This window comes from Isoptericola sp. b515 (genome assembly GCF_030588125.1).
Classification (GTDB): Bacteria; Actinomycetota; Actinomycetes; order Actinomycetales; family Cellulomonadaceae; genus Isoptericola; species Isoptericola sediminis.
The window spans coordinates 978207-994439 of sequence record NZ_JAUQYR010000001.1 but is presented as its reverse complement, the minus strand read 5'-3'; the positions used below and the strand labels follow the sequence as shown (position 1 = coordinate 994439).

The 16233-nt window shown below is 71.4% G+C and carries 13 protein-coding genes; 6 read left to right on the top strand and 7 right to left on the bottom strand.

Translation table 11 applies throughout. The annotated features are described in order from the left end of the window. Positions 1-151 precede the first annotated feature (151 nt). Positions 152-1474: an MATE family efflux transporter gene (locus Q6350_RS04510; protein ID WP_305065463.1), complete on the top strand. Its 1323-nt coding sequence runs from the start codon at positions 152-154 to the stop codon at positions 1472-1474. A gap of 139 nt (positions 1475-1613) precedes the next feature. On the opposite strand, the gene Q6350_RS04505 is transcribed toward Q6350_RS04510, so the two are convergent. From Q6350_RS04505 to Q6350_RS04480, 6 genes are all read right to left on the bottom strand, one after another. Beyond that, positions 1614-2555: a hypothetical protein gene (locus Q6350_RS04505; RefSeq protein WP_305065461.1), complete on the bottom strand. Its 942-nt coding sequence runs from the start codon at positions 2553-2555 to the stop codon at positions 1614-1616. Positions 2556-2810: 255 nt separating this feature from the next. Beyond that, the gene (gene rplI, locus Q6350_RS04500; RefSeq protein WP_171246653.1) at positions 2811-3260 is read right to left on the bottom strand and encodes a 50S ribosomal protein L9; all 450 of its coding nucleotides are present in this window, start codon (positions 3258-3260) and stop codon (positions 2811-2813) included. A 16-nt stretch (positions 3261-3276) separates the two neighbouring features. Continuing rightward, positions 3277-3513, bottom strand: a complete 237-nt coding sequence (rpsR, locus tag Q6350_RS04495; protein WP_106265817.1) for a 30S ribosomal protein S18 — start codon at positions 3511-3513, stop codon at positions 3277-3279. Between the two features lie 79 nt (positions 3514-3592). Then, positions 3593-4129, bottom strand: a complete 537-nt coding sequence (locus Q6350_RS04490; protein WP_171246654.1) for a single-stranded DNA-binding protein — start codon at positions 4127-4129, stop codon at positions 3593-3595. A 117-nt stretch (positions 4130-4246) separates the two neighbouring features. Then, entirely contained in the window at positions 4247-4537 is a 291-nt protein-coding gene (rpsF, locus tag Q6350_RS04485) for a 30S ribosomal protein S6 (RefSeq protein WP_304603001.1), read from the bottom strand. Positions 4538-4712: 175 nt separating this feature from the next. Further along, the gene (locus tag Q6350_RS04480) at positions 4713-7214 is read right to left on the bottom strand and encodes a transglycosylase domain-containing protein (protein WP_304603000.1); all 2502 of its coding nucleotides are present in this window, start codon (positions 7212-7214) and stop codon (positions 4713-4715) included. 289 nt (positions 7215-7503) lie between these two features. Between Q6350_RS04480 and Q6350_RS04475 the strand changes: the two genes are divergently transcribed. The 5 genes from Q6350_RS04475 (at position 7504) to Q6350_RS04455 (ending at position 14840) form a co-directional block, all read left to right on the top strand. Next, entirely contained in the window at positions 7504-8175 is a 672-nt protein-coding gene (locus tag Q6350_RS04475) for a PadR family transcriptional regulator (RefSeq protein WP_304602999.1), read from the top strand. Beyond that, positions 8172-9263: an inositol-3-phosphate synthase gene (locus tag Q6350_RS04470; RefSeq protein WP_304602998.1), complete on the top strand. Its 1092-nt coding sequence runs from the start codon at positions 8172-8174 to the stop codon at positions 9261-9263. The genes Q6350_RS04475 and Q6350_RS04470 overlap by 4 nt, the downstream gene beginning before the upstream one ends. 244 nt (positions 9264-9507) lie before the next feature. Further along, on the top strand, positions 9508-10848 hold the full coding sequence (locus Q6350_RS04465; RefSeq protein ID WP_304602997.1) for an MFS transporter: 1341 nt from the start codon (positions 9508-9510) through the stop codon (positions 10846-10848). 132 nt (positions 10849-10980) lie between these two features. Next, positions 10981-12480: an MDR family MFS transporter gene (locus tag Q6350_RS04460; protein WP_304602996.1), complete on the top strand. Its 1500-nt coding sequence runs from the start codon at positions 10981-10983 to the stop codon at positions 12478-12480. A 146-nt stretch (positions 12481-12626) separates the two neighbouring features. Beyond that, positions 12627-14840 (top strand): SpoIIE family protein phosphatase, encoded by a 2214-nt coding sequence (locus Q6350_RS04455; RefSeq protein ID WP_305065452.1) that lies wholly within the window; start codon positions 12627-12629, stop codon positions 14838-14840. Here the strand turns inward: Q6350_RS04455 and Q6350_RS04450 are convergent. Next, positions 14810-16231, bottom strand: coding sequence for a CCA tRNA nucleotidyltransferase (locus tag Q6350_RS04450; RefSeq protein ID WP_305065744.1), 1422 nt, complete (start codon positions 16229-16231; stop codon positions 14810-14812). The genes Q6350_RS04455 and Q6350_RS04450 overlap by 31 nt on opposite strands. Positions 16232-16233 lie beyond the last annotated feature (2 nt).

The following is a 16233-nucleotide window of genomic DNA, read 5'->3' as shown; positions in this document are numbered from 1 at the left end:
AACGTGTGGACCCCGGTGTGGAAGACTGCCCACATCCTGTGCACAGCCGGTGGACAACCCTGTGCACAACTGGGGAAATCTGCTGTGTACAAGCCCCGAAACGGGGTGTGAACAGCCACGACGTCGTACTCATGCTGTGGAGGAAAACTCGGTGGGTGACTTCCGCCGCATCGACCGCGAGATCCTCGCGCTCGCCTGGCCGGCCCTCGGTGCCCTCGTCGCCGAGCCCTTGTTCGTGCTCGTCGACAGCTCCGTCGTCGGGCACCTGGGGACGGCCGAGCTCGCCGGCCTCTCGCTCGCCTCCACGATCCTGCTGACCCTCGTCGGGCTGTGCATCTTCCTCGCCTACGCCACCACCGCCGCCGTGGCGCGACGGCTGGGCGCCGGGCACGACCGCGAGGCCCTCCAGTCCGGCGTCGACGGTATGTGGCTCGCCCTCGGGCTGGGCCTCGTCCTGGGGATACTCCTGTGGACGACGGCGCCCTGGGCGGTCTCCGCCATGGGTGCCACCGGCGAGGTCGCCGAGCACGCGGTCACCTACCTGCGCTGGTCCTCCCCCGGGCTGCCCGGGATGCTCCTCGTGCTCGCCACGACGGGCGTGCTCCGCGGACTCCAGGACACCCGTACCCCCCTGTGGGTGGCGTCCAGCGGTGCGGTGTTCAACGCTGTCGGCTCGGTGACGCTCGTCTACGGCGTCGGGATGGGGATCGCCGGCTCGGCCCTCGCGACGACGACGGCGCAGCTCCTGATGGCGGCCGTGCTCGCCGTCGTCGTCGTCACCGGGGCCCGACGCCGGGGTGCCTCGATGCGCCCCCACCACGCGGGCATCTGGGCCAACGCGGTCGCCGGCGCTCCCCTGCTGGTGCGCACCATCTCGCTGCGCCTGGCGATCCTGCTGACCGTGTGGGTCGCCACCGGGCTCGGTGCCGTCGCGCTCGGCGGGCACCAGGTCGTCAACAGCCTGTGGGGACTCGCGGCCTTCGCGCTGGACGCCCTCGCGATCGCGGCGCAGGCGCTGGTCGGGTTCGGGCTCGGTTCCGGCGACACCGCCCGGGTGCGCGCCGTGCTGCGGCGGTGCCTGCAGTGGGGTGTCGGCGCGGGAGCGCTCATCGGCGTCGTCCTCGCGGCGGCGTCCTGGTGGATAGCCCCGCTGTTCTCCCCCGACCCCGACGTGCGTGTGGCCATCACCGCCGGGCTCGTCGTCTGCGGGGTGTTCATGCCGATGGCCGGGTGGGTGTTCGTCCTTGACGGCGTCCTCATCGGGGCCGGGGACGGCCGGTTCCTCGCCTGGGCAGGCATGCTGACGCTCGTCGTCTACGCGCCGGTCGCCCTGGCGGTGCGCTCCTGGGCTCCGGAGGGTGCGGTGGGGCTGGCCTGGCTGTGGGCGGCGTTCGCCGGGGTCTTCATGCTGGCCCGCGCCCTGACGACCGGTCTGCGCGCCCGCGGCGAGCGGTGGATGACCACCGGCGCCTGACCCCGATGCCGTGCTCAGCTGCGCCCGCTCGGCAGTTCGTGCCTGGATCGGCATCTTGAACTGCCGAATGAGGCACGAACTGCCGATCGCGACTCGTCGGTGCGAGCCTCCCGCTGGTACCCGCGACGGCGGCCCCCGGTCAGCGCGGCCGGGACAGCAGCGGGTTCCGGCGCGCCGTCCCGCGCACGGCAGCCGGGAAACGGGCGAGCAGCCGGTCCGCCACCGCGTGCGGGTCGTAGGCATCCTTCGAGGTGACGCGCAGCAGCTGGATGCCGGTCGCCTCCGTGATCGCGTCGGCGCGGCGCTTCTCCTCGATACGTGCCCGGTCGGGATCGTGGTCACCGCCCAACGCACCGGTCCGGTACTTCACCAGCCCGTCGAACTCCGCGAGAACCGCGTGCTCGGGCCAACCGATGTCGACGCGGAAACGTCCGAGCCGCGTGGCGACGGGTACCTGGGTCCGCGGGCGCGGCAGACCGGCCCAGTGGGCGACGTACCGCAGCCAGGACTCCCAGGGGCTCTCGGCACCCCGGTCAGCGAGCTCGAGCACCAGCATCCCGCGCCGGCGACCACGTGTCCGCTCGCCGATCAACGCGCCCGTGGCCGACCAGTCGAGCCCACGGACCAGAGCGGAGTCGGCGATCACGAGTCCCTCCAGCGGAGGCATCGTCGTGGCGCAGTCCGCCACGGTGCGTTCCAGGGTGGTCGACGGCAGCCCCAGAGCCTCGGTGCGCTCCCCCGGCGGCACCGGCGTCACGTGCCGGTGCACGTCCTGAGCGGCGCGCGACGACGCGCGGTAGGCCTGCAGCACGTGGATGCCGCTCGGCAGCCGCCACAGCGGGAGTCCGTGGAGCATCGCCGCTGTCGCGTGGCTGAACCAGTGGCCGGCTCGCAGCTGTCGGTCCAACGCCCGTGCCCGGTCGATCTGCAGGTCACGCGCCGCACTCCGACGCCCTCCGTCCGGAGCGTCCGGCACGGACCGGTAGGCACCTCGTCGGATGCGCTCGATCTCGCCGGCGCGGCACGCCTGCCGGAGGTCCGACGGCAAGGACTCGCGGGCGATCACGATCTCGGAGGGCACGGACTTCAGCATCGCGGCCCGACCGAGGGGTCACCGCTGGTCATCCACAGCCTGGGGATTCACTCGGCAGTTCGTGCCTCGTTCGGCAGCTTGAACTGCCGAGCGAGGCACGAACTGCCGAGCGCGTGCTCGTCTCGGTGGCGGGCGCGGACCGGTCCATCGGCGGGGCGGCACGAGCACCGACGCTCACGGGGGACGACGAAGGCCCCGGCTCCCCATGACGGGAACCGGGGCCTTCGGACGATCGGACCGGCGTCAGCCGGCGACGACCTCCAGCTCGATCTTCGCCGACACCTCGGGGTGCAGGCGGATCGACACGGTGTGCTCACCGAGCGACTTGATCGGCTGGCCGATCTCGATCTTGCGCTTGTCGACGGACGGGCCGCCGGCCGACTGCACGGCCTTGGCGATGTCCGCGGTCGTGACCGCACCGAACAGGCGGCCGGACTCGCCGGCGTGCGCCTCGACGGTGTAGGTCCGCGACTGGATCGACTCGGCCGCGGCCTGGGCGTCCTCGCGCGTGGCGATCTCGCGGGCCTTGCGGGCCTTGCGGATCGCGGAGATCTGCGACTCGGCGCCCTTGGTCCACGGCGTGGCCAGCGAACGCGGGATGAGGAAGTTACGGGCGTACCCGTCCTTCACCTCGACGACGTCGCCGGGCTCACCGAGACCGGTCACCTCGTGGGTCAGGATCAGCTTTGCCATGATCTGGATCCTTTCCTCAGCGGGCCGACGACGAGTACGGCAGCAGGGCCATCTCGCGCGCGTTCTTGACGGCCTTGGCGATCTGGCGCTGCTCCTGCACGCTCACGCCGGTGACGCGACGCGCACGGATCTTGCCGCGGTCGGAGATGAACTTCCGCAGCAGGGCGGTGTCCTTGTAGTCGACCGTCTCGACCTTCGCGGCCTTGAGCGGGTTGGCCTTCTTCTTGGGCTTCCGCACCACAGGCTTGGCCATGGTGTGTGCTCCTTCTCAGGTGTGGACCTCTCCGGCGCGACGCCGGGAGGTCACGGGTGATTCTGGATGTGGGCGACGATCAGAACGGGGGCTCGTCCGAGAACCCGCCGCCCGAGGACGCCGGGCCAGCCGTGGCCCAGGGGTCGCTCTGCTGTCCGCCGCCGGAGGAACCGAATCCACCGCCGCCACCGGGCTGGCCACCGGCGTTGCCGCCGTAGCCGCCACCGAATCCGCCGCCACCGCCACCGCTGCGCTGAGCGCGGGCGACCTTGGCGGACGCCCACCTCAGCGACGGGCCGATCTCGTCGACCTGCAGCTCCACGACGGTGCGCTTCTCGCCCTCGCGGGTCTCGAACGAACGCTGCTGAAGGCGGCCCTGCGCGATGACGCGCATGCCCTTCGTCAGCGACTCGGCGACGTTCTCCGCCGCCTCGCGCCAGATGGAGCAGCGCAGGAACAGCGCCTCCCCGTCCTTCCACTCGTTCGACTGACGGTCGAACGTGCGGGGCGTCGACGCGATCGTGAAGTTGGCGACGGCTGCACCCGACGGGGTGAAGCGCAGCTCCGGGTCCGCGGTCAGGTTTCCGACGACCGTGATGACGGTCTCACCAGCCATGCCAAGCTCCTTCGTTCGTCCGCGAGATTCGGCTGTCCTCGATGGTCCAGTGGCATCCCATCACGGGGCACCGACAGGTGCCCAGCGAGGATGCGGGGTGTCTCGGTTCAGCGGGTCTCAGTGAGCAGCGGCGCGGAGCGTCTTGATCCGCAGCACGCCCTCGTTGAGGCCCAGCTGACGGTCCAGCTCCTTCGCGGTGTCCGGCGTCGCGGTGTAGTTCACGACGGCGTAGATGCCCTCGGAGCGCTTGTTGATGTCGTACGCCATGCGGCGACGACCCCAGATGTCCACGTTGTCGACGCTGCCGCCGTCGGTCGTGACGACCTTGAGCAGCTTCTCCAGCGTCGGGGCCACGGTGCGCTCCTCGACCTCCGGGTCCAGGATCACCATCAGTTCGTACTGACGCATGAGTTCAACCCACCTCCTCTGGTCTCAGCGGCCACGGTCGTTCCGTGGCAGGAGGGTTAGTGCGTGCGTCGGCCGTGCCCTGCCGTTCCCCGAGCGGGGGCGGCGTGGTACGGCCAGTCGACCAGGATACCTGCTACGGGCACCCCGGACGAAGTTCATCGTCGGGTGGCCTCGGTCACCCGTTGCCGTTCCCGTTGCCGTTGCCCGGCTGGTCCGTCGGGGACGGTGACTGCGACGGCTCCGAGGTCGGCTCCTGCGTCGGTTCCTGGGTCTGCTGGGGCCCGGACGAGACCACCATCGTGACGGTGGACCCGGACTCGACCTCGCTCCCGGCGCCGGGCTCGGTGCGGATCACCTGGCCCCGCTGGACCTGGTTGCTGGGCTCCTCGACCACGGCCGTCGAGAGACCGACCCGGTTGAGCTGACTCTCGGCCGAGCCGGCGGACTGCCCGACGACGTTGGGCACAGCGACCTTCTGCTGCTCCTCGACCTTGCCGGTCGAGACCCAGAGCGTGACCGTCGACCCCGTCTGGACGGAGCCGCCCGTGTCGTAGACGTTCACGACGGTGCCCTTGCGGGCCTCGTCGTCGGTCGCCTGCGTCGCCACCGACAGGCCCAGGCTCTCCAGCAGCCTCGTGGCCTCGTTGATGTTCATGCCGACGAGGTTGTCCGGCAGCTCGACCCACTCGGCGGTCTCGCTCGGCGTCGGGGACGGCTCGAACGACGGCGTCGGCGGGGTGTACTCGGGGAACTCCGCGATCTCCTTGCCCTCGAGCGCGACCTGCATGAACTCGGTCCACGCGGCGGCCGGCCAGGTCGAACCGGTGATCTCGCTGTACGGGCCGAAGGCCTCGATCGGCGCCTTGTCCTTCATGATGCCCTGCTCGACATCGACCGTCTTGTACTGCCGCAGGTTGACGACGGTCGCGAGCTGCGGGGTGAAGCCGGTGAACCAGGCGGTCTCGTTGTTGTTGGCCGTACCGGTCTTGCCGGCCACCGGCCGGCGCTGCCCGTCCGGCCCGGTGAGCTCGAGCGCGGCGCGCCCCGAGCCCTTCTCCACGACCTGGGTCATCGCGTAGGTCGCGGCGTTGATCACGTCGGGTTCGAAGCGCTTCTCGGCGGTCGTCTCCCTCGCGTAGCGCTGGGTGCCGTCCATGTGCTCCACCCGGTCCACGATGTACGGCTCCACGTGGTAGCCGCCCCCGGCGATCGTGGCGTAGGCCTCGGCCATGTCGATCGGGTAGACCGAGTGGGTGCCGAGCACGTTGGACGCATAGGGCGCGATCGGGTCGTCCTCGTCCTCCCGGATGCCGAGGCGGTGCGCGACGTCGACGGTGCGCTTCGGCCCGTTCTCGACGTTCAGCTCGACGTAGGCGGTGTTGATCGAGTGCGTGGTGGCCTCGACGAGGTCGACCTCACCGTACGACTCCTCGCCGAAGTTGTTGACCGTGTAGCCCTCTTCGTTCTCGCCCACGCCTTCGAAGGTCTTCGGGGTGTTGCCGTCGAAGCGGTCGGTGAGCTGGACCCCGTCCTCGAGCGCGCCGATCAGCGTGAACGGCTTGAAGGTCGAACCCGCCTGCACCCTGTCCTGGGTGGCGGTGTTGAGCGACTGCTTGAGGTAGTCGGCGCCGCCGTACAGCGTCACGATCGCCCCGGTCTCGGGATCGATCGACACCAGGGACGCACGGATGTTCTTGTTCGCGTCCTCGGGCAGGTCCTTGACGATCTTCGCTGCGGTGCGCTGCAGCTTCGGCTTGATCGTCGTGTGGATCTGCAGGCCCCGGGACTCGAGGTCCTCCTCGGTGAACTCCCCGGTGGCGAGCAGCTCCTTCTTGACGGCGTTCATGATGTAGCCCTTTTGGCCGCCGAGGCTGTTGCTGCTGGTGTCCTTCTCGACGAACTCCGGGAACTGGGCCGAGTCGGCCTCGGCCTGGGTGATGTAGCCCTGCTCGGCCATCCGGTTCAGGCTGCGCTCCCAGCGGGCCTTGGCGATGTCCGGGTTCTCCGACGGGTCGTAGCGCACGGGCGCCGGGATGATCCCGGACAGCATGGCGGACTCGGAGTAGGTCAGGTCCTTGGCGTCCTTGTCGAAGTACGCCTGGGCGGCCGCCTGGACGCCGTAGGCCCCGCGGCCGAAGTAGATCGTGTTGAGGTAGCGGTCCAGCACCAGCTCCTTCGGCTGGTTCTGGGCGATCTTCATGGCGATGATCGCCTCGCGCGCCTTGCCGGCGATGTCGCTCGTCTGGCCCAGGTAGTAGCGCTCGACGTACTGCTGCGTCAGCGTGGAACCGCCCTGCCGGGAGCCGGTCGTGAGGTTGGTGAACGCGGCACGCGCCATACCGAAGAAGTCGACACCAGCGTCCTCCCAGAAGGACTCGTTCTCGCTGGCCACGACCGCGTCGCCGACGTGCTTGGGCAGGTCCTCGTAGGCGACGATCTCGCGCTTGACGCTGGAGAACGTGCCGATCTCCTTGCCGTTGGCGTAGTAGACCGTCGTCGCCTGGTGGTCGACGTCGTCGAGGTTCTTCGGGATGGCGGTCGACGTCCACGCGGCGAAGAAGACGCCGGCGCCGAGCGCGACGAACCCGAGCACGCAGCCGACGACGATGCGCCACGACGGCAGCCACCGCTGCACAGGGCCCAGGCCCCGGCGCGGATAGTTCCAGAAGCGACCCACGTCCACCCTTTCGAAGTGCGATGTCCTCGACCCTGTTCCCCCCCCTGCGGACACGAGGAACCCCACCGAACACTAGGGGATGCGCGCGGCGGGGTGTCGAGATGGACGCGCGACGCAACCGTTTGTGCGCCGGTCGTCCCCAGACCTCTGGCCGCGGCTCCACGAGCCCTTCACATTCGCCGCGCTGGAGCGGCCGATTGCCGCACCGTCGCGCTCGTCCTATCCTCGTGATGTATCGACTCGATACAACGCCATGAGAGGTGCCGTCGGCACGGGAGGGAGAACACGGGTGCGCAGTCGCTCGAACGTTCTCGAGACGGCCGTCCTGGGTCTGCTCAGCTCTGCCCCGTTGCACGGCTACGAGCTGCGCAAGCGGCTCAACCTGCTCCTGGGTTCGTTCCGCGCCTTCTCCTACGGCACCCTCTACCCGGCCCTGAAGTCCTTGGTCGGACGAGGCCTGATCGAGACGGTCGACCCCGACCCTGCCACGCCGGCACGCTCCGGAGCCTCCGGGGCGTCCGGGCGGACGGCGTCGGGCACGAAGCCCCTCACGGGACGTCGTGGACGGATCGTCTACCGGCTCACCCCGGAGGGCAAGGAACACCTGCAGACCACTCTCGCCTCCGCCGGCCCCGCGGCCTGGGAGGACGAGAGCTTCGACGTCCGGTTCGCGCTGTTCGCGCAGACGGACGCCGAGACCCGCCTCCGCATCCTCGAAGGCCGGCGCACCCGGCTGACCGAGCGCCTGGAGGCGGTCCGGGAGTCCGCAGCCCGGACCCGCGAGCGGCTCGACGAATACACTCTGGAGCTGCAGCGGCACGGACTGGAGCAGGTCGAGCGCGAGGTGCGCTGGCTCGACGGGCTCATCACGACCGAGCGCGACCGCGTCAGCGGCCGTGACCGCGACCACGACGCCGGGGCGCATCCCGCCCCGGCCCCGAGAAACAAGGAGCGAGGATGACCTCCGTCCGCGTTGCCATCGTCGGCGTCGGAAACTGTGCATCGTCCCTGGTCCAGGGTGTGCACTACTACCGCGACGCCGACCCGTCCGACACCGTCCCGGGTCTCATGCACGTGCAGTTCGGTGAGTACCACGTGAGCGACCTCGAGTTCGTGGCGGCGTTCGACGTCGACGCGAAGAAGGTCGGCTTCGACCTGGCGGAGGCGATCAACGCCTCCGAGAACAACACCATCAAGATCGCCGACGTGCCGCCCACGGGTGTCATGGTCCAGCGTGGCCCCACCCTCGACGGGCTCGGCGACTACTACGCCGCGACCATCGACGAGGCGGCCGACGAGCCGGTCGACGTCACCCAGGCGCTCAAGGACGCGAACGTCGACGTCCTCGTCTCCTACCTCCCCGTGGGGTCGGAGGACGCCGACAAGTTCTACGCGCAGTGCGCCATCGACGCGGGCGTGGCCTTCGTCAACGCCCTGCCGGTCTTCATCGCCTCCGACCCCGAGTGGGCGAAGAAGTTCGAGGACGCCGGCGTGCCGATCGTCGGCGACGACATCAAGTCGCAGGTTGGTGCCACGATCACGCACCGCGTGCTCGCCAAGCTGTTCGAGCAGCGCGGCGTCGTGCTGGACCGCACGTACCAGCTCAACGTCGGCGGCAACATGGACTTCAAGAACATGCTGCAGCGCGACCGCCTCGAGTCGAAGAAGGTCTCCAAGACCCAGGCCGTCACCTCCAACCTGACCGGCGCGCTCGCCGGCAAGAAGGAGGACCGCAACGTCCACATCGGCCCCTCGGACTACGTCGCCTGGCTCGACGACCGCAAGTGGGCCTACGTGCGCCTCGAGGGTCGCGCGTTCGGCGAGGCGCCCCTGAACCTGGAGTACAAGCTCGAGGTGTGGGACTCCCCGAACTCGGCCGGCATCATCATCGACGCGATCCGCGCGGCGAAGATCGCCAAGGACCGCGGCATCGGCGGCCCGATCCTGTCGGCGTCGACGTACTTCATGAAGTCCCCGCCGGTCCAGATGGAGGACACCCAGGGCCGCGCGCAGCTCGAGGCCTTCATCGCCGGCGACGTCGAGCGCTGACCCGGAGCGTTCGGACGGCCCGAGTAGGCCTCCGCTTCCGCCGGTTCCCGAACGTCTCGTCTCGCTGCACGTCGCCCGTCGATCTGCAGCGGGGCGAGACACTCGGCACACCGAGCCCGGGCGTCCTGAGTCGCGCACGCGCGTCCTGACTCGCGGCGGGACGTCCTGACTCGCGGGACAGGGCGGCGCCGCGCCACGCGGGTGAGCCCCTCCGGGCCGCGCCGCACCATGGGAAGGTGGAGCCGTGGGAGCTCTGGTCGAGACCTGGCACGACCTGCGCGCTCTCCTGCGCCTGGAGGGGTTCCGTCGGCTGTTCGCCGTGCGGCTCGTCTCCCAGGCCGGTGACGGCATGTTCCAGGTCGGCCTGGCCGCCCTCCTCTTCTTCTCCCCCGAACGCGCGGGGACGGCGACCGGCGTCGCGAGCGCCTTCGCCGTCATGCTCGCGCCCTTCACGATCGTCGGCCCCTTCGCGGGCGTGTTCCTCGACCGGTGGCGGCGGCGCCAGGTGCTCGCCCACGGCAACGCCCTGCGCGTCCTCATCACGGCGGCCATGGCCGCGATCATGCTCACCGTCGGCCTCGAGGGCAGCGGCGACGTCTGGGTGATCCTGCTCGGGCTGCTGGCGCTGAGCGTCAACCGCTTCCTCCTCGCCGCGCTCAGCGCAGGGCTCCCCAACGTGGTCGCGGGCCCGTACCTGCTCACGGCCAACTCGCTGACGCCCACCCTCGGCGCCGGCGCCGTCTTCCTCGGGGGCGGGGTCGCCCTGGCCATCGGGCTCGGCATCCCGGACGGACCGGCCCACGACGCGGCCGCGCTCGTGTGCGCCGCCGTCGTCTTCGGTGTCGCCGCGCTGCTCGCCCTGCGGCTCGGCCGCGACCAGCTGGGTCCGGAGCATCCCGCCCGCGGCCACCTCGCGGCCGAGATCTCGGACGTCGCTCACGGGTTGGTCGACGGCGCCCGCTACCTGGCCGCCCGGCGGACACCGGGCCAGGCGCTGCTGGTGATGGCCGCCCACCGGTTCCTCTACGGCGTGGTCTTCATCGCCGCCATCCTCATCTCCCGCAACCTGCTGGCCGATCCCGGCCAGACCGCCGCGGGGCTGGCGAACTTCGCCCTCGTCCTGGCGGCGACCGCGGTCGGCGGCGCGTGCGCCGTCGTCATCACCCCGGTGCTGTCCCGGCTCACCGGGGCCCAGGGCTGGATCGTGTGGATGCTGCTGCTGGCCGCGGCCTCCCAGCTCCTGCTGTCCACCACGCCGTCCCGCACGATCGTGCTGGTCGGTGCCGGTCTGCTCGGCCTCGCCGCCCAGAGCGCCAAGATCGCCGTGGACACCATCGTCCAGCGCGACACCCACGACGACTTCCGCGGCCGCGCCTTCGCCTTCTTCGACGTGCTGTACAACGCGGCGTTCGTCGGTGCGGCGGTGCTCGCCGCCTGGACGGTGCCCGACGAGGGGTGGTCGCGGGGTCTGTTCCTCGTGCTCGCGCTCGCCTACGTCGGCGTCGCGGCGCTGCTCGGGTTCGCCGGGGCGCGGCACCCCGCTCCGGTGACGGTGTCCGGGGACCCGGCCCGCGTCGACAGATGAGTCCGGCGACGAAATCAGGTCGCCACCGTGACAGGGAATACCGCAGGCTGAGAACGCCTTGATCCGACGGGTCCGTCCGTGCGCAGCGCCGCCCGCGGTCGACGACGTCCGAGCGAACCACCGGGAGGTTTCATGACCGTACGCAGCACCGAGACCCCGCCCGGCGGAGCGACCCCCGCCGCGGAGGTGCCCGCCCGCGACACCGACAAGCTGTCGCGCGAGCACCTGGGTGTCATCGCGCTGCTCATGGTGTCGGCGTTCATCGTCATCCTCAACGAGACGACCATGGGTGTGGCGCTGCCGTCGGTCATGAGCGAGTTCGGGATCGAGCCGTCGGCCGGGCAGTGGCTGACCACCGCGTTCCTGCTGACGATGGCCGTCGTCATCCCCACCACGGGGTGGCTGCTGCAGCGTGTCGGGACGCGGACGGCGTTCATCCTGGGGATGTCCCTGTTCAGCCTCGGCACCCTGCTCGCCGGGCTCGCCCCCGTGTTCGGGCTGCTGGTCGCCGCCCGCGTCGTCCAGGCGTCCGGCACGGCGGTCATGCTGCCCCTGCTCATGACCACGGTGATGACGATCGTGCCGCCCCACCACCGCGGACGGGTGATGGGCAACGTGTCCCTGGTCATCGCGGTCGCCCCGGCCCTCGGCCCGACGATGTCCGGCGCCGTGGTCAACGCCCTGGGCTGGCGCGAGGTCTTCTGGGTCGTGCTGCCGATCGCGCTGGTGGGCCTCACCCTCGGCCTGTTCCTGGTCCGCGACGTCGCCGAGCGGGCACGCAAGCACCTGGACGCGCTGTCGGTGGTGCTGTCGGCCTTCGCGTTCGGCGGGCTGGTCTACGGGCTGTCCTCCCTCGGTGAGGCGGCCCGGCACACGCCGCCGGTCTCCCCCGTGCTCCCGATCGTGGGCGGGGTCGTGTTCCTCGCGCTGTTCGTGCGGCGCCAGCTCCGCCTGCAGCGCACCGACGACGCCCTGCTGGACCTGCGGGTCTTCCGGGCGCCGGGCTTCCCCGCCGGTCTGAGCGTGCTCGTCGTCGCGATGATCGCGATGTTCGGCATGATCATCGGCCTGCCGCTGGTGCTGCAGGAGGCGATCGGCCTCGCCCCGCTCGCCAGCGGGCTCGTCATGCTGCCCGGTGGTCTCATGATGGGCCTGCTCGGCCCGGTCGTCGGCCGCCTGTACGACCGGGTCGGCCCGCGCCCGCTCGTCCTGCCGGGCGTGTCGGCCGTCGCGGTGGCGATGGTCCTGTTCGCCACGCTGTCGCCGTCCTCGCCCGTCTGGTGGGTGATGGTCGGGCACGTCGTCCTCAGCCTCGGGCTGGCCTGCGTGTTCACCCCGACCCTCACGTCGGCCCTCGGCGGGCTGGCACCCCGGCTGTACTCCCACGGGTCCGCCACGATCACCACGCTGCAGCAGCTCGCGGGCGCGGCCGGGACGGCGCTGTTCGTCGCCCTGCTCACGCTGCGGTCCGTCGCCCTGCTCGACGACGGCGCCACCGAGGCCGCGGCGACGGCGGGCGGCGCGCGGCTCGCCTTCGGCGTGGCGGCCGGCGTCATGATCGGTGCGGTGCTGCTGGCCACGCGCCTGCGCAAGGCCGACGACGTCCGCCGGGAGACCCCCGCGGCGCACTGACGGGACCGGTCCGGCCCGTCGTGACCCGCGTCGCACGCGGCCGCGGGCACCGCCATCATGTGGACAGGCCGTTCCGGTTCGCCGCATCATAGGGATCTCCGGTCCTCCCGACGGCGGGTCGGAGGGACGGGGGGAAGGTTCCACGAATGACGCAGCAACAGTCGGCGCCGACCGACATCACCACGCTGGCGCGCGATCTCCTGCCGGAGGTCCACGACCCCGCGAAGGTGGTCACGGGTGGTGCCGTGCTCCTCGTCGACACCCGCACGCACGAGGTGGTCGACACGAACCCGGTCGGCGCGCGCATGGTCGGCGGCCTCGAGCTGCCGACCTCGCTCGGTGCCTGGTGCGCGGCGGCGGGCCTGTCCGTCCGGGACGCCGACATCTCCGCCGAGCGGGCCCTGGCGGCCGCTGTGGACGGCAGCTCCGGCGTGGCGGTGCTCTCCGCGCGGCAGAACGCTCCCGACGACCTCTGGGCCGTCGGCGTCCCGCTCGCCGGGGCCCCCGGGACCCTGGCGAACCGTGCCCTCGTGGTGATGCTGCCCGGGACGGGCCTGCAGGAGTCGCACCCGCCCTCCGAGTTCGACGGGCTGCAGCGACGCGCGGCCGTGGCGAGCCACCTCAGCTTCACCATCTCGGACCCGTCGCTGCCGGACGACCCGCTCATCTGGGTCAACCCGGCCTTCTGCGAGGTGACCGGCTACACGACGGACGACGTCCTGGGCACGAACTGCCGCTTCCTGCAGGGCGAGGGGACGGACCGCCAGACCGTGGCCCGCATCCGCGCCGCGCTGGACGCCGGGCAGGCCGTCGGCGAGACGCTGCTCAACTACCGCAAGGACGGGACCCCGTTCTGGAACCAGGTCGTCGTCTCCCCCATCCACGACGACGAGGGCAACGTCACCCACCACGTGGGGATCCAGACGGACGTCACGGAGCGGGTGCACCACGACCGCCGGCAGGCGCTGGAGCTCGACGCCGCCAACCGGCAGACCGAGAGCCTGCGGCGGCTCGCCTCGATCACCCAGGCCCTCGTCGACCTGTTCGACGAGGAGTCGGGAGCGGCCGCGCTGCCGGCCCTCGTGGCACCCCACTACGGCTCCTGGTGCGCCGTGCTGCTCGTCGACGAGCACGGCGCACCGCGCATCGTGCACGGCGCCTCCCGCGACCCCGAGCGAGCCGACGACATCGCCGTGCTGGAACGCTCGCACCGCTGGATCCGCGAGTCCCCGACCGTCCTCAGGGTGCTCACCACCGGCACCGAGGAGATCTCCGAACCGTTCCCCGTCGACATCGAGTCGCTGCCGGCCCGCACGGGCCCCGAGGAGCTCGACGCGCTGCGGCGCCTCGGCCTCGGCTCGGCGATGGTGGTGCCGCTGCGCGGGCGCGCCGGCGACATCGGCGTCCTGATCGTCGTCAGCGACGACGGCGACGTCGCGACCGCCTTCCCGTCCTCCGACGTCCACGACATCGTGGCCCTCGGGGCGCGGGCCGGGCTCGCCCTCGACAACGCCCGGCTCTACCGCCGCGAGCAGCAGACGGCCCTGACCCTGCAGCACAGCATGCTCCCGGAGATCGTCGAGGCCCCGGGCCTGGACTGCGCCGCGCTGTACGAGCCGGCCTCCGCGGGGGCCGACGTCGGCGGCGACTGGTACGACGTCGTGCCGCTGCCCGACGGTCGCGTCGCGATCTCCGTCGGTGACGTCGTCGGCCACGACATCCGCGCCGCCGCGTCGATGGGCCAGCTGCGCTCCGTGCTGCGCTCGGAGGCCTGGGCGGGGCTGTCACCGAGCGCGGTGATCGCCGGCGTCGACGACCTCGTGCGGAGCCTGCAGATGGCGGACATGACCACGTGCGTGTTCGCGATCGTCGACCCCCCGGACGACCGCGGGAACCGCCGGATCACCTACACCCGGGCCGGGCACCACGCACCGCTGCTGATCCACTCCCACCACGACGTCGAGAAGCTCGACGAGGCCCTCACGACGCCCATCGGGGCGCCGTTGCTGACCGGTGAGGTGCCGGAGGCCTCGACGGTGCTGCACCCCGGCGACTCGCTGGTCCTGTTCACCGACGGTCTCATCGAACGCCGCGACCGGCCGCTGCGCACCCAGCTCGAGAACCTGCTGACCTGCGTCGAGGAGGTCGACCCCGACCTGGAGGCCGAGGCGTCGCGGGACGCGATCGTCGAGGCCTGCGCGGACGGCACCCAGGAGGACGACACCTGCATCCTCGTGGTGCGCAACATCCCGGTGCCGTCCTCGGGCGAGGCCGACACGGAGATCGTCGGCCCGCACGAGAACCGCACCGGCTCCCGGCGCGGAAGCGGTCAGTCCTGCCGGGCCGCCCACCAGGACTGAAGCTCGGCGGTCGCCCGCTCCTCGCCGAGCGGGCCGTGCTCCATCCGCAGGCCCAGCAGGTGCTGGTACGCCTGCCCCACGACCGGGCCGGGGCCGACACCGAGGATCGCCATGATCTGCGTGCCGTCCAGGTCGGGCCGGATCGAGTCGATCTCCTCCTGCTCGCGCAGCCGGGCGATCCGCTCCTCGAGGTCGGTGTAGGCGTCGGCGAGCCGCTTGGCCTTGCGCCGGTTGCGGGTGGTGCAGTCGGCCCGCGTCAGCCGGTGCAGCCGTTCCAGCAAGGGCCCCGCGTCGGTGACGTAGCGCCGCACCGCCGAGTCCGTCCACGCGCCGTCGCCGTACCCGTGGAAGCGCAGGTGCAGCTCGACGAGCCGCGAGACGTCCTTGACGACCTGCTTCTCGTACTTCAGGGCGCGGAGCCGCTTGGCCGTCAGCTTCGCGCCGACGACCTCGTGGTGGTGGAAGCTCACCCCGCCGCCGGGCTCGAAACGTCGGGTGGCGGGCTTGCCGATGTCGTGCAGCAGCGCCGCGAGCCGCAGCACGAGATCCGGAGCGGGCACGGCGCCGTCGGGCCCCGTCTCCTGCGCGATCGCCTGGTCGAGCACGATCAGGGAGTGCTCGTAGACGTCCTTGTGCCGGTGGTGCTCGTCGATCTCCAGGCGCAGGGCCGGCAGCTCGGGCAGCACGTGGTCGGCCATCCCGGTGTCGACCAGCACCTCGAGACCGGCACGGGGCCGGTCCGAGCAGAGCAGCTTCGAGAGCTCGGCCTGGACCCGCTCGGCCGAGACGATCTCGAGCCGGCCGGCCATCTCGTCGATAGCCGCCCGGGTGGCGGGTTCGACGGTGAACCCGAGCTGGGCGGCGAAGCGCGCGGCGCGCAGCATCCGCAGCGGGTCGTCGTCGAAGGACCGCTCCGGTGCGATGGGCGTGCGCAGCACCTGGGCGGCCAGGTCGGACAGCCCGCCGAAGGGGTCCACGAACGTCAGGTCCGGCAGACGCACCGCCATGGCGTTGACCGTGTAGTCGCGCCGCGAGAGGTCGCCGTCGAGGGTGTCGCCGAACGCCACGACGGGCTTGCGCGACTCGGGGTCGTAGGTGTCGGAGCGGTAGGTGGTGACCTCCACGACGACGTCGTCACCACCCGTCCCGCCGTCCGCGTCCCGGGCGTACCGCCGGGCGCCGATCGTGCCGAACTCCTTGCCGATGTCCCAGTGCGCGTCGCCCCAGCGGGCGAGGAGACGTTCGGTCTCGTCCGGCGTCGCCGAGGTGGCGAAGTCGAGGTCGGCGCTGGTCCGGCCGAGGAAGGCGTCGCGGACCGGACCGCCGACGAGGGAGAGCTCGTGGCCGGCGGCGGCGAAGATCTCGCCGAGCTCGACGGCGGCCGGCGCCATCT

Excerpts from the sequence above, each read along its gene's own strand:
- rpsR (WP_106265817.1), bottom strand. The coding sequence starts at position 3,513 with ATGGCCAAGCCTGTGGTGCGGAAGCCCAAGAAGAAGGCCAACCCGCTC.
- rplI (WP_171246653.1), bottom strand. The coding sequence starts at position 3,260 with ATGGCAAAGCTGATCCTGACCCACGAGGTGACCGGTCTCGGTGAGCCC.
- Q6350_RS04455 (WP_305065452.1), top strand. The coding sequence starts at position 12,627 with ATGACGCAGCAACAGTCGGCGCCGACCGACATCACCACGCTGGCGCGC.
- Q6350_RS04450 (WP_305065744.1), bottom strand. The coding sequence starts at position 16,231 with ATGGCGCCGGCCGCCGTCGAGCTCGGCGAGATCTTCGCCGCCGCCGGC.
- Q6350_RS04490 (WP_171246654.1), bottom strand. The coding sequence starts at position 4,129 with ATGGCTGGTGAGACCGTCATCACGGTCGTCGGAAACCTGACCGCGGAC.
- Q6350_RS04460 (WP_304602996.1), top strand. The coding sequence starts at position 10,981 with ATGACCGTACGCAGCACCGAGACCCCGCCCGGCGGAGCGACCCCCGCC.
- rpsF (WP_304603001.1), bottom strand. The coding sequence starts at position 4,537 with ATGCGTCAGTACGAACTGATGGTGATCCTGGACCCGGAGGTCGAGGAG.
- Q6350_RS04470 (WP_304602998.1), top strand. The coding sequence starts at position 8,172 with ATGACCTCCGTCCGCGTTGCCATCGTCGGCGTCGGAAACTGTGCATCG.